Source organism: Novosphingobium sp. fls2-241-R2A-195, from assembly GCF_030209485.1.
Taxonomy (GTDB): Bacteria; Pseudomonadota; Alphaproteobacteria; order Sphingomonadales; family Sphingomonadaceae; genus Novosphingobium; species Novosphingobium resinovorum.
Genome location: NZ_JARVRY010000017.1, coordinates 199,068 through 212,705, shown reverse-complemented (window position 1 = coordinate 212,705; position 13,638 = coordinate 199,068). Strand labels below are relative to the sequence as shown.

Genomic DNA, 13,638 nt, shown 5'->3' with positions numbered 1-13,638 from the left:
AACGCATGTCCGCGATTTTGTGAAACGGCTGTCCAGAACTTCTGAAATACGCAGCCTGCCCATGGCGTGACATGCATGAGCGGTACGGCTTGTGGAATTCGATCTATGTGCGGTTCCGTCGCTGGGCCGAACAGGGCGTCTGGGATGCGATCTTGGCGACGCTGGTCGAACTGGGGCTGACGGACGACTGGCAACATATGATCGATAGCACCACCGTTCGCGGCCATGTTTCGGTGGTGGGCGGAAAAAAAGGGGGGGGGGCTCGTGCGCAGGCTTTTGGTCGATCACGAGGCGGCTTTACGTGCAAGGTCCACGCCCGCTGTGACAATCAGGGACGCCCTCTGGGCTTTATCCTGACCAGCGGTGAAGCATCGGACTATGACGCTGTCGATGCCCTGATGGCGATCCCGGTCATCAAGCCGAAGGCTCTGCTCGCCGATAAGGGCCATGATGGTGATGCCGTGCGCGAGAATCTGCTGATGCAGGGTATCCTTCCAATCATCCCACCCAAGATCAATCGGCGCGAGCCCATCCCCTGTTACTTCCGACGATATCGAGATCGTAACCGTATCGGGCGCATATTCGGGCATCCCAAGCAGTTCCGCCATGTCGCCACGCGTTACGATAAAACTGCCTTATCCTTCGCCAGCTTCCTCAATCTGGCCGCCATCCGCAAATGGCTATCCACTTTGTCAACGCGGCCTAGGTCTACAATAACAGAACGAAGCCTGGAAATTTACCTCGCTGCAAGCGCTAATCAGTAGACCCCACGTGAGCCAATGACTGCGGGAATGGTGCGAAAGCAGATAGCGAGATCGTAAAGGGTCGATTTGCGCAGTGCATAAAGCGCGTCGAGCCGTACACGCGCTTCATAGGACACTTCATTGCGTCCGCTGACCTGCCACAAGCCGGTGAGCCCTGGACGGACAGAGCAATAGGCACCGAACCGGCTACCATAGCGATGAATTTCGGCTTCGATAATAGGGCGAGGCCCAACTATGCTCATATGCCCGGCGAGGATATTGAAAAGCTGTGGCAGTTCATCAAGGCTGCTCTTGCGCAAGATCGCGCCAATCGGGGTGATCCGTGGATCCCTGCGCAGTTTTTGATCCCGCTGCCATTCCGCGCGGGCTTCGGCTGATGATGCGAGCAGGTCGTTCAGCACGTCCTGCGCATTCACGACCATCGAGCGAAACTTCAGGCAAGGGAACAGCTTTCCATCCCGGCCGACGCGATACTGTACGAATAATACAGGGCCAGGCGCAGAAAACTTTATGGAAAATGCAGCAAGGATCAGAAATGGCAGAAAAATCAGGATTGCAATGAACGCTAGAAGAATATCGAATGCTCGTCCTGCGACTGACAGCACCTTTTCGTCGTTTGAATTTTCTGCCGCAGACTGGGAATGCGCACTCAGCAAGTTTTCGCTGATGATTGACAACGTGTCGTTCCCGCGCACGACCTCATCTGTTGGCTCGGTGTAGACGGTGAATGATCGGACAGAATGTGCCCGTGCCGTCTCGTCGAAATGACTCGAAAGAGCTTCCATCGATCCACCCTGAATTAGCAAAAATGGCCTGAGATCTGCCATACGTTGGTTTATGGCATGGTAATAGAAGTTAAAGAGGCGTCAATAATATCACGCTGCAGTGCGGCATCATTGAATGATCCGATTGCAATGTATTAATTCGACTTGGCGTCACAAGATTCATTTGAAATCGCTATTTCCCGGTTTTTCGTTGCCCGGGTTTTCAGTCCGATATGGATGCTGCATAAATTTAATCCTTCAATGCGGATTAGACCATTGCCTGCCTTGAATGCGGCAGGTCATGCAACGCCATGCTGCAATCGTTGATTTGCTGCTACCTGCGAATCATCAAGCGGCTAACTCTCGCGAAAGGCGCGGGCCAATTGATCTGCCAGTGGCTTCAGGATGTAGTTGAGCATGGTTCTGCGAGTTGTCTGGACGAAAGTCTCGGCCGGCATCCCGGGGCGCAGGCGCAATTCTCCGAGCCTGATGGCCTCGCCTTCGTCGAGGGTAACGGTAATGCGGTAGAAGGCGCTACGTGTCGTCTTGTCTTCCATCCTATCGGCGGAGACATGCGTGACGGTTCCTCTCAGTTCGGGGGTTGTGCGAGCTGAAAACGCGCTGAAACGCACGGTCGCCTTTTGGCCGACATGAACTTGATCGACGTCTACTGGCGAAATTGTCGCCTCCACGACCATGCGATCATCGTCCGGGACCAGCTCCAGAATCGTCTGGCCTGCCGGTACGACTCCGCCAACCGTGCGAAAGGCGAGCTTATCGACCGTACCCGCTTGCGGCGCTCGAATGATGGCGCGCTGGTAGTTGTCGTCGGCAGCTACCTGCGCACGCCGCGCTTCGCTGATCCGGGCAAGGACATCCATCAGTTCGATAGCTGCGCTGCTTCGCGCGTCCGCTTGGATGGAGCCCATCTGGAGGCGCAGTTCGTCGATCCGGGCGGCGCCGGAAACGGCAGATTCGCGAGCGCCCTGCGCTTCGGCAGTGAGCCCCGATGCCGACCGTTCGAGGGCGTTCAGCCGGTCGAGTGTCGTATAGCGCTTCTCGTAGAGTCTGCGCGTGGCATCCAGTTCATCTTTGATGAGCGATGCCTGCTCGGCATAACTCTGCGCCTTGGTGCGAGAACTGGCCATATCAGCTTTAGTCTGGTTGATCCGCTGGCCTAGTTGTGCAGTCATCGAGCGGCGGGCATCGCGTCGCAGGATGAAGGTCCTGCGCTCCTGCTCCATCAGCGCCGCGACGCTGGGCTCGCGGGCGCGCCCCTTGAGGTCCGCAGGAAAGGCTACGTCCGCGCTGTTGTCGCGCTCCGCCGTTAGCCGCGCAGCGCGAGCCAGCAGCTGATCGACGTTCTCCCCGGTATACCTTGCAGTGGCGCCATTCACTCTTGAATCAAGGTACATCAGCGGCTGCCCTTTGGATACGTGATCTCCGTCACGAACCATAATATCGGTGACCACGCCGCCGGACGGGTGCCCGATTTCCTTGACGTAGCTCGATACGGTTACTTCGCCGGGGCCGATTACCGCGCCGGTCATCGGCAGGAATGTTGCAAGTCCGCCCAAGCCAAAAACAAGGGCGCCGCATAGCATCAACCCTGTGCGCACTTCACTGCGCAGGCTGCGTGCTGGTTCGTAGACCTGGCCGGTTGACGTAGCGAGCAGGGTGACGGGGGGGGGGATAGTCTCGATGGACACGGCTCTACTCGACAGGGGGGGTGGGAGTGGGCGACGATGCCGGGCTGAAGTTGATACGCTTGAGCATCTCCGCCCGTTTACCTATCTGAAGGACTTGGCCATCCGCCATGATCATGATGTGGTCGACCTCGGCGAACACGGTGGGTCGATGCCCAACGATGATGACGAGCGCTCCTCGCTGTTTCGCGGCGGCGATCGCGGCGAGGAGAGCATCTTCGCCCGCCGCGTCGAGATTGGAGTTTGGTTCGTCGAGGACGATCAGGAATGGTTCGCCGTAAAGCGCGCGGGCGAGCGCGATCCTCTGCCTTTGCCCGCCGGACAGCGCGCCGCCGGAAGGGCCGCCGATAGGATATTCATAGCCCCCGGGCAGGGCGATAATCATGTCATGCACATCGGCCGCGCGCGCTGCTGCAATGATCGAATCGGGAGTTGCGTGGGGATCGAAGCGGGCGATGTTCTGCGCGATGCTGCCTTCCAACAACTCGATCGTCTGCGGCACGTAGCCGATGTCGCGTCCGATCTGCACCGGATCCCATTGATCCAGCGATGCCCCGTCAAGGCGAACGGCCCCTCTGAGCAATGGCCACGCGCCGGTGATGGCGCGCATCAGCGAAGATTTCCCGGACCCGCTGTGACCGATGACTGCCAGAGCCTCGCCGGCGGTCAGACGGAAGGAGACGTTGGCGACGGTTATCTTTTGACGCCCCGGCGGACCGCAGACCACGCCTTGGACCTCGATTCCGACATGCGGCCTTGGGAGTGACATCGGCTGCTCGACCGGCGGCACGCGGTCGAGCAGGGCGGTCAGACGACGCCAAGCCTGTCCCGCTTCCGTCATTGGCTTCCATTGGCCGATGGTCTGTTCGACGGGCATCAAAGCACGTGCACTCAGGATCGATCCGGCAATGATGACTCCGCCTGTCGCATCGTTATCGATTACCAAGAACGCGCCTATCGCGAGTACGAATGACTGTAGGAAGAGGCGGAAGGCCTTGCCGATCACCTGCGTCCGACCGGAGACGCCGGCCAGTTCGTCCTGAGCGGCGATCAGGTTCAGGCTGACCGCGTCCCAGCTTGCACGCTGCCTGGCGCCCATTCCGAGAACGCGCAGGACTTCGCTGTTGCGACGGATGTCCTCGGCCATCGTAAACCGTGCGGCGGCGACGGTGGCGGCCTGTAAAGCCGGTCCACGGGTACGGCGATCTCCCAGGACCATCAGGACGATCATGATCAGCACTCCCGCCAGCGTTGCCAGTCCGAGCGTCCAGTGAAACAGCGTAAGGATGATCAGAAACATGACGACATAAGGCAAGTCGAGCAGGGCAAGCGGCCCTGGGCTGGTAATATAGCCGCGCACGACGTCGAGATCCCTGACGGGCGCCGCTCCCGATGGCATCGGACCTATCTCCTGTTCGTAGCGACTGATAATCTCGTAGAGCCGGTCACAGAGCTTCTGGTCGGCCTGCGCGCCGGAATGCAGAAGCACGCGCGACCGGATCACATCGACTGCGCCTTGGAACACGTAGGCGACCGTGACCATCAGCAGCAGGCCTGCGAGCGTGGCGCCGCTGCGGCTGGCAAGCACGTCGTCGTAGACTAGCAGCATGAAGAATGAGCCGGACAGGAGCAGCACGTTGAATACAGCGCTGAAGATCACGATCGGCCAGAGCACGGGCAGGGTCGCTCGAAGCATGCCGCGCACTTCACCGAAGAATGTGTTAAGCGCCGGGTTCATGCGGATTGTCCTCTAGCGGCGTGTCTCGGCCGTGGTTTTCTCAAAATATCGAGTGGAAGACGTCGGCTCATTGCGCACCCGGCGCCATGTCGTGCCCGGGCTCGGTATCGCTTTCGACGCTGACCGGAGCAGGCGTGAAATGCTGGTCGTAGCCGGCGGCGTCGATCGTTTGGATCAGCGGAGCGGTCGGCAGGCCGGTCCATGCTGCGGGTCGGTAGACCGATGGATCGAATGCGGGCGTTCCGGGGGCGAAGGTGTCGGCGCGCAACTGGCCCATCGCACCGAGCAGCAGTGCGTGGTGCACATAAATCTGTGCTTCCGATTGTGCTTGCGCCTGACGAGATACCAGCAGGTCGCGCGCGGTGTCCAGCACATCCAGCGAAGTGACCTGTCCGGCGAGTTGTTGCTGCGTCGCGCCGTCGAGTGCACTTTCTGCGGCCGTCACGGCGCGATTGTAGGCGGGCAAGGCGCGTCGCGCGGCCGCCAACTGATCCCAGTAGCTCGCGATGTTTTCCCGCACATCGCGAGAAGTCTGTTCCAGTTGCAGGGCTGCCGCGTCCGCAAGTTGCCGAGCCTCGCGAATACGGGCCGAGAGAAGGCCTGATGAGTAGAAAGGAACCGTCAGTCCCAATTGAACCTGAGCGTTCAGTTCACGCGGGTCGTCACTTTCGATCGTGATGGGAGCGCGCGCCAGGCTCGCTTGCAGGCCGACGTAGGGACGAGCATTGCCGCGTGCCTGCGCGATGCGCCCCTGCGCGGCGGAGAGGTCGAAGCGAGCGGATTCCAACAAGGGACTCGACGTCGCACCCAAGGCTTGAGCATCCTCCACAGTGGAAGGCAATGGCGGGAGTTGGGGAAGCGGCGCCAGTGTATTCGGATAATGTCCCACCACGTTGCGAAAACTATTGCGGCTGGCGAGCAGGCTGCCTTGGGCCAGTTCAAGCTGCGCCTGGCCGCTGAAGATGCGGTTGCGCGTCTGCTGCAGATCCGTCTCGGTGGCATAGCGGGCCGAATATCGCGCGTTGATCTGATTGAGTTGCTCGGTCAGTTGCGCGAGATTCGTACGGGCAATCTCTACGAGTTTCTCGTCGCGCAGAACCGCGGCATAGGCGATCACGACGTTTGCCAGCATGTCCTGCTCGGCTGCACGCATGCCTGCGATCGATGCGCTGTATCCGGCTTCGGCGATCCGTCGCTGCGCTGTCAGCCGGCCGAAGGTGAACAGTGGCTGGTCGATCGACGCCGACAGTTGAGGCGTGAAACCCGACTGCTTCAAGGCGGTAATGCCGTTTTGAGTGACACGCCTCCAGGCATATGCGTAGCTGGCATCGGCGGAGATGCTGGGGCCGAACTGGGCTTTTGCCTGAAGCACCCGTTCTCTGGCGGCGCGCGTGCCGGCGCGGCTTGCCTCCACGCCCGGGTTATGCCGGTAGGCGTCCGCAACCGCGCTCTCCAGAGTTTCGGCCGAGACCGGGGGCGTCGCAGCGATCGCCGCTGCTGCGCTCAGCAAGGGCCAGCACTGCCGGCACAGGAAGGATCGCATGGTTGGTTCGCTCATCTCCAGTGACCTGTCCTGCCGTTACATGGTGAATATGGTCCTGCCTTCGTCCTCCGGACTGGCCCGTAGTTTCGGGTGATTTGCGACGCTTGAACACGGCCAGATTTTAAGATGCACGGGAAAAATCGCCCTTGAAGGTGATCCAGCGCCGGTTCTGCTTCGAAAGGCATTGATTGTCGGAGGGGCGATTAAAGCGCGTGCAATCCCACAGGACGACTTCTACGCCCGCACGCTTGTCGCTGACGTAGAGAAACGCAACGGTGCGAATGATCGGCTTAGTCGGCGAGCCGTAAGTCGTGGAATGGCGGTCCCATCCGACGACTTTGCAAGATGTCTGGCCACGGCATTCTTTCAAGCCCTGTATTGCGAGCCTCGTTCCGTCTCCGCCGCCATCGATCAGGATGAAATGATCGCCTTCCTGCTGCGTCAGGATGGCGCTGTTTGACAAGTTAGTTTCGGCGGAATTCTCGGTCGTCCCCGTGAGGAGCGCACTTGCTTCCTCGATTTCATGGTGTGCTTCGGAAATGGACGAAAGCTTATGCTGATAGATTTCCGCGCCGCTGTAGGGTGCGTCAAATGCGGGTTTGCGGCCCCAGCTTCCGCGCCAGCGAAAGAACAGGTGCGTATCGACCTGAGCGATCTTGTCGAGTTCGGAACTCCAGTACGGGAGAACCCAATCGGTATGATAATGCGTGGCCATGCCGACGGTAGGATCGATCTCGCCGGCAAGAAACGAAGCGGCTGTCGCTTGCGCCCGGCGCCATTTTGCAGGGGTGGGCCGACGCGTGAGCGCGCCATCGCAGGTGAAAGTGAACTGGCATCCACTCGCGCGTTCGGAGCCTTGATAGACAACCCCGCATACCGAATGCGGAAAAGCAGGATGGCGCAGACGGTTCAGGACCACTTGTGCGACAGCGGCTTGGCCCGTCCTGCTGTCACCCGCCTCGAAAAGCAGAGCGCTGGCCAGACAGTCCAAAGCGCGGGCGTAGCCCTCGCTCGTCTTGTCGAGATAAAATGCCTTAGGGCGGTCGGTGCCAAGCGGAACGAACGGTATGGCGCGGTTCTGAAACAGGGCGTCACGAGGCATTATGTGCTTGGACGTGGCTGGAGCGACGGGGAGAGACGCCGTCACAGGACGGGTAGCGTTTTGCTGTCGTATTGCGGCTGGCGACGGTTCTGCCGTTTCTGGCCGATGTCCTGGCGGACGAAGTATCAAGAGAAAGACGATCATGATCAGGCCAGGCCCTGCGCTTCTTGTAAAGTGCAGGTAGCGGTTCGTTGGTGTTCTGGCCTCCAGCACGACATTGTTGAAGCTATTTTCTCGCTTCGCGCGAAGGTGGGCTTCTGCGTGAAGCGAGCCGTCTGCGCGCCTTCCGCGGCAGGCGCTGACGGCCGGAAGAGGCAGGATCGGAAGGGCATTCTTCATTTGCGGCATGGGCCCTCCGAAGCGGTGATCATTGTTCGGCCGGCAATCTGGCCTATCGACGAGCCGGTCTTCAAAGGAAAAACCGTTCATTAACGACGAAATACTTCAGTGATTGGTCCGATAACGATCAGGTTGGGTTCGCGCCTTGTTTGTGGGGCAGCGCGATGGCGCGCCATATGTACCCGCCGCGGTGTGATGTACGATCATCGGCATGAATGCCCGGCTGAATGATGTACGAGGTCCTCGCCGGCTTCGCGCCTTCATGGTACGTCAGCTTGTCGGGTAAGCGGCAATGTAAGAAGGTGTCGCGCGGCTGGATACCACCGCCTGCATGAATTCTACTACGGTTACCTGTTCCTTGATCGCCCTTTCGGCAAAGCGGACTTCGATCGCGGTTCGCAGTTCGATAGGGAAGAATTGGCAAACCGCAGCAGTAAGGCGCCGCAGCTCGAACCTTCGAGCCGACGCACAGGTTGAACAGCACGTATCTTCGGTTGAGGGTAATCGAGTATCCAGTAAATAGTATTTATTCACCGTTATCACGGGCGCAGAAACGTATAGTTTGCGCCGATCGATACGTACAGTCACGTATCTGTGGTTAAATACAAGGCAATATACCGCCTCTATCGTCGATGGATGGATAATTCCCGCCGATAACAAGAGCGAACGCGATGGACGCCAACACTATCCGCACGACGACGGCTTACGTTTCGGCCATGGAGAGGCTGGTAGGCGCGGTTCAGGATTTGTCACGGGCGCGCGATGTCGATGCCGTGACGGCAGTGGTGCGCGAAGCGGCGCGCAATCTCACCGGCGCGGACGGCGCCACATTCGTACTGCGTGACGGCGACCAGTGCTATTACGCCGAGGAAAACGCCATCGCGCCCTTGTGGAAAGGGCGGCGCTTTCCGATGGACATCTGTGTCAGCGGCTGGGTGATGCTGAACGCGCAGAGTATCGTCATCGAGGATATCTACGATGACCCGCGCGTGCCGGTTGAGGCCTATCGCCCCACTTTCGTTAAAAGTCTCGCGATGGTGCCCATTCGTCGAAGCGCACCAATCGGGGCCATCGGCAACTACTGGTCCAGCCGCCATGCGCCTTCGGCCGAGGAAGTGGCGATCCTGCAGGCGTTGGCAGACACGACGTCAGTGGCGCTTGAAAACGCAGATCTCTATGGACGGTTGCAAGGAATGGTCTGCACCTTGCAGGAGCAGCAGGCACGTATCAGCGAGCAGCATGCAAGCCTCGGCGTGTTCACCCGTGCCCTGGCGCACGACCTGCGCGAGCCGGTGCGCACGCTGATCGCCTTTTCCGACCTGCTGCGCCCCGAAATGGAGGAAAGCGGGCAGGAAGAGAGCCGACAGGCGGCCTATCTGCGCTACATCGGCGAGTCCGCGTCTCGCATGCAGGCGCTGATCGATTCCGTCGGCCGCTACACCCGACTCGACGCGCCGGGTGTAGCGGACCATTTGTTGTGCAGCGTGCCGGATGTGATCGGCGAAGTGTGCCAGAGCCTTACCCGCATCATCGAGGATCGCAAAGCCACGATCGTCTACGGTTTGTTGCCGGGGCTGGTCGCCGATCCGGTCCACCTTCGCCAACTGTTCCAGAACCTCATCGCCAATGCGGTGCTGCACAATGAACCTGGCGTGACGGTGACGATTGGCGAATGCTTGGTCGACGAACAACCCGGCTTCTTCGTCGCGGATGATGGTGTCGGTATTCCGGAAGCGCAATGCGAGCAGATATTCCAGCCTTTCCAGCGTCTTGTTCATCGCAATGATGCATCCGGTTTGGGACTGGCGATCTGTCGGCGGATCGTCACCCTGTATGGCGGCCGGATAGGTTGCGTCTCCCCACACGGGGCAGGTGCAACGTTTCACTTCACGATGCCTGCGGCACAGCAGGCCGGAGCCCCGGAGATGGATGACAAGAATTCCGATATGGACATTGCCATGTCCGCCGATGTAGCCCCAGAGGTTGCAAATGTCCTGATCGTCGATGATCGGGAGGCGGACCTCGAATTGACGGAACTGGCGCTGTTCAGGCGGCCGAAACTGCGCTGCCACGTGCGCAGCGTGCGCGACGGACGCGCGGCACAACAGATCCTCTCGACGCCGGGTAACGGCGTCGATCTGATCCTGCTCGACATCAACATGCCCGACGTAGATGGTTTCTGCCTTCTGGAGAATCTGCGCGGCGAAGATACCCTGCGTGATGTCATGGTCATCATGTGCAGCGGTTCCGATCATGAGCCTGATCAGCGACGATCGGCCGAACTGGGCGCGGCGGGTTACCTGCTCAAGCCGCCTCGGTTCGCCAGCTTCAGGGATATAGTCGCGGCACGACCGGGCCTGCGCCTACAGGACGATGCGGATGGCCTGACCCTGATCCGCACCGGCGTATAGCATCGCTGCTTCGTGCGCTCAGTCGAAGTTCGCTTGGCCGCCGTCTGGCGGCACGGTCGGCCGGGCGGTGGCCATGTCGTTGCCGAACAGTGCCACTGGCGCTGGTAAGGACGCGGATCGACCGCCACGAGCGCCAAGGCCCGTCATGTCCCAGCGGCACTTGCTGTGCGTCCGCACGACGCGACGATTTTTTGACCTTGTCTGGCGATATCGGTGCGATCTTTCGTTGGGCTCAGGCATAGTCGCACAATATCGTCGCCATGTCGGACTTGTCCGACCATGGCAGATCGGAAATCAGGACTCGAACGAACGACCCATTCTGGTCGCGCCCGGCAACGCGCACGGCCTGTTCGACGGCGGTGTTGTGACCGTCAGTTTCCTCCTGCAACCGCGACTTGGGTTTCAGGGGCTCGACCTCGATGATCGGCCCGCCGATGTGGAGGGCTACTCTTTTTCGTCCAGTTCGAAGTCGGAAATTCGACGCAGCCATTGCTGCAGCTAGATCATGATTTCGCACTTGGTGAAGTGCGATCCGAGTCAGCGGTGTGGGCTGAGGCCGAAAGTCACGTGGTTGTTCATCTTGCGGTCCAGATCGATCGTCTCGGGTGCCTTGAATGTGCTGCCGTCGCGGTTGGCGACCGTATTGGGGATCACGATGCGATCGTGGCGGGGGAATCAGGGGCTTCCCTGCTCGACGACCAGATCATAGGCGTCACCGCGATAGTAACAGTTCGTGACCTCGACCAGACGGCCGTCGGGCAGAAATGCGCGGCGCTCGATGGCCAGGCAGGGATCGCCCGCGGAAATGCCAAGCATCTCGGCATGTTCCGGGCTAAACCCCACCGATCGCAAGCGCTGCAGCGCGCGTACCGGACGGTTTCCCTCTGCGTCAAGCGCAGCGTATAGCGAGTCGTCGACGACATCGGGTGATGGTAGTGCCCAGCCCGGGACAACGGCATGTTCGATCGCCATCGTCTCGCCATCAGCGCAGCGGATGCGATTGAAGCGGAGTATCCGCGAACCTGGCGATAGGCCAAGCAGCATCGCCTCGTCCGGCGTAACTACGCCCTCAAGGCGGTCAATCCATATGTTGCTAGGTTTGCGTCCGCGCGTCACCATATCCTCGGAAAAGGAGGTCATGATGGAAAAGCTCTTTTCCACCCGCGTGCCCTGCTCGGGCTGGCGAAGCGCCGCGACGAAGGTGCCCGCACCCTGTCTTCTTTCGAGCATGCCCTCATCGACGAGGCCATCGATCGCTTTGCGCACGGTGACGCGCGACACGCCATATTCCTCGACGAGTTCGCGTTCGGTCGGCAGGGCGGATCCCGTCGCGATCCGGTGCTTCTCGATGGCTTCGCGGATGAGACGTTGGAGCCGCATGTAACGCGGCCCGGTGTCGCCATCGCGAAGAGGGCCAATCTTGTCCACGGCTGCCATAGGTCTCCTCTATGCGCCTGCGATACGCCGGGATGGGATCGGGACAACGCGATAGTGATTAGTATCGCATTGGTATTAAAAAGCTACCCGTTAGCATCGGCATATCAACTTTCGCTGTGCCAGGCCTTCATCGCTTCAGGTTCGAAAAGGAGGTGCCATCGCGATCCCACCAGCGCGCCACGGCGTAAGCCGTGAGCTGCGAGTGCATCAAGGTCGGGCCTTGCCATGGCTTCGACCAGCAGGCGACCGTGCGACATCCAGACGGCCGCATTCTCGCCTAGCGCATTTCGCACCCCTGCGGGCAGTCGCAGTGGATCGAGCGGGCAGGGGCCAGCCTGCGCTTTCGGCGGGGGCAGGGCGGTCGCCGCAACGCTTGGTCCGCTGCGCGAGGCATCGCGGATTTCATCTGCCACGGCATCCGCGATCGGGCCAAGCACGACCTGCACGCCATGGGCCGAAGGCCTGATGACTCCCTTGGCGCCCAACGCGCGCAGTTCGGCCTCGTCGATAAGCCCCTGTTCGGCCACCACCAGACGAAGGCGCGTCGTGCACGCCCCGATCTCGCGCAGATTTCCGGCTCCGCCAAGGGCAACGAGGAAGGCAAGACCCCGCTCGGCGGCTGGTCGCTCGCGCCTGTCCGAAGAATCTGCAAGATCCTCGCGGCCCGGCGTCTTGAGGTCGAAGCGCAGAATCGCCCAGCGGAACACGGCGTAATAGACAGCGAAGTAGGCCAGCCCCACCGGCAGCAACAGCAAGGGCTTCTGTGCCTTGCCCAGGTTGAGGATGTAGTCGAACAGTCCCGCCGAGAACCCGAAGCCGAGATGGACGTCCAGCGCCGACATCAGCGCCATGGACACACCTGTCAACACCGCATGAACCACGAAGAGCACCGGTGCGAGGAACATGAAGCTGAATTCGATAGGCTCGGTAACCCCAGTCAGGAACGAGGTTGCCGCAAGGCTCAGCAGCATGCCGCCGGTCGCTTTGCGTCGCTCCGGCAGGGCCGAGCGATACATGGCGAGGCATGCAGCCGGCAGGCCGAACATCATTACCGGGAAGAAGCCTGTCATGAACGCACCCGCGCCCGGATCGCCCGCGAAGAAGCGGCGCAGGTCTCCGGTCACGCCATGGTAGTCGCCGAGGACGAACCATGCGACATTGTTGATGATGTGGTGCAGGCCGGTGACCAGCAGCAGCCGATTGAGTAGCCCGTAGACGAACAGGCCCCATTCGCCGCTTGCCAGAGCAAGGCGGCTCATGCCGTCGATCCCGCCGTTGACGGCCGGGAACGCTGCTCCGATGATCCCGGCGATGACAATGCCCACCGTCCCGCTGACGATCGGCACGAAGCGTCGCCCGCCGAAGAACGCCAGGTATTCGGGCGCGCGGAAGTTGTGGAAGCGGTTGTAGGCGCTGCCCCCAATCATCCCCGAGACGATTCCGATCGGCACTGAGAGCCGTGCGATCTGTGACTGGCTCCATGCGCTCGCCAGTGCCGCCTTGACGTTGGCGGCATCGCTTGCGACGCCCGCCGTGACTTCCGGAGGGATTGCGAGCAACGCCCGCGCGCCTTCGCTAGCGACCAGGAAGCAGACTGCTCCCGCAAGCGGTGCGGCGCCGTTACCGTCTCGTGCAAAGCCGGTGGCTACTCCGATAGCGAACAGCAGACCGAGGTTCGCGAACATGGCATTGCCCGCCGCGCTGACGAACTCGAGTCCCAGAAGGTCGGGCTGGCCGAGGCGCAACAATAGCGCTGCCACCGGCAGCACCGCGATCGGCAGCATCAGGGCGCGGCCAAGGCCCTGCAGCCTCTGCCCCAGCGATCTCATCCAAC

Annotated in this window: 9 protein-coding genes and 1 pseudogene; 2 read left to right on the top strand and 8 right to left on the bottom strand. The window is 60.7% G+C overall.

Annotation, left to right across the window (positions count from 1 at the left end; genetic code table 11):
* Positions 1–23: 23 nt before the first annotated feature.
* Positions 24–683 (top strand): annotated as a pseudogene (locus tag QRN25_RS14375) (IS5 family transposase); the annotation flags it as partial.
* 74 nt (positions 684–757) lie between these two features.
* On the opposite strand, the gene QRN25_RS14370 reads toward QRN25_RS14375, so the two are convergent.
* The 5 genes from QRN25_RS14370 to QRN25_RS14350 all read right to left on the bottom strand — a co-directional run bounded on the left by QRN25_RS14370 (position 758) and on the right by QRN25_RS14350 (position 8,046).
* Positions 758–1,549 (bottom strand): sugar transferase, encoded by a 792-nt coding sequence (locus QRN25_RS14370; RefSeq protein ID WP_285020030.1) that lies wholly within the window; start codon positions 1,547–1,549, stop codon positions 758–760.
* 335 nt (positions 1,550–1,884) lie between these two features.
* Positions 1,885–3,237 (bottom strand): HlyD family type I secretion periplasmic adaptor subunit, encoded by a 1,353-nt coding sequence (locus QRN25_RS14365; RefSeq protein WP_285020029.1) that lies wholly within the window; start codon positions 3,235–3,237, stop codon positions 1,885–1,887.
* A 4-nt stretch (positions 3,238–3,241) separates the two neighbouring features.
* Complete coding sequence (locus tag QRN25_RS14360) at positions 3,242–4,972, bottom strand: type I secretion system permease/ATPase (RefSeq protein WP_285020028.1); 1,731 nt, start codon at positions 4,970–4,972, stop codon at positions 3,242–3,244.
* A 67-nt stretch (positions 4,973–5,039) separates the two neighbouring features.
* Positions 5,040–6,530: a TolC family outer membrane protein gene (locus QRN25_RS14355; protein ID WP_285020026.1), complete on the bottom strand. Its 1,491-nt coding sequence runs from the start codon at positions 6,528–6,530 to the stop codon at positions 5,040–5,042.
* A gap of 106 nt (positions 6,531–6,636) precedes the next feature.
* Entirely contained in the window at positions 6,637–8,046 is a 1,410-nt protein-coding gene (locus QRN25_RS14350) for a cell wall hydrolase (RefSeq protein ID WP_285020024.1), read from the bottom strand.
* A gap of 581 nt (positions 8,047–8,627) precedes the next feature.
* Between QRN25_RS14350 and QRN25_RS14345 the strand changes: the two genes are divergently transcribed.
* Positions 8,628–10,367, top strand: a complete 1,740-nt coding sequence (locus QRN25_RS14345) for a hybrid sensor histidine kinase/response regulator (RefSeq protein WP_285020023.1) — start codon at positions 8,628–8,630, stop codon at positions 10,365–10,367.
* Positions 10,368–10,599: 232 nt separating this feature from the next.
* Here QRN25_RS14345 and QRN25_RS14340 read toward each other — a convergent pair whose 3' ends face one another.
* From QRN25_RS14340 to nagE, 3 genes are all read right to left on the bottom strand, one after another.
* Positions 10,600–10,857, bottom strand: coding sequence for a hypothetical protein (locus QRN25_RS14340; protein ID WP_285020020.1), 258 nt, complete (start codon positions 10,855–10,857; stop codon positions 10,600–10,602).
* Between the two features lie 185 nt (positions 10,858–11,042).
* Positions 11,043–11,804 carry a GntR family transcriptional regulator gene (locus QRN25_RS14335; RefSeq protein ID WP_271183130.1) on the bottom strand — a complete coding sequence of 254 codons (762 nt, stop codon included), beginning with the start codon at positions 11,802–11,804 and terminating at the stop codon, positions 11,043–11,045.
* A 104-nt stretch (positions 11,805–11,908) separates the two neighbouring features.
* The gene (gene nagE, locus QRN25_RS14330; RefSeq protein ID WP_285020017.1) at positions 11,909–13,633 is read right to left on the bottom strand and encodes an N-acetylglucosamine-specific PTS transporter subunit IIBC; all 1,725 of its coding nucleotides are present in this window, start codon (positions 13,631–13,633) and stop codon (positions 11,909–11,911) included.
* Positions 13,634–13,638 lie beyond the last annotated feature (5 nt).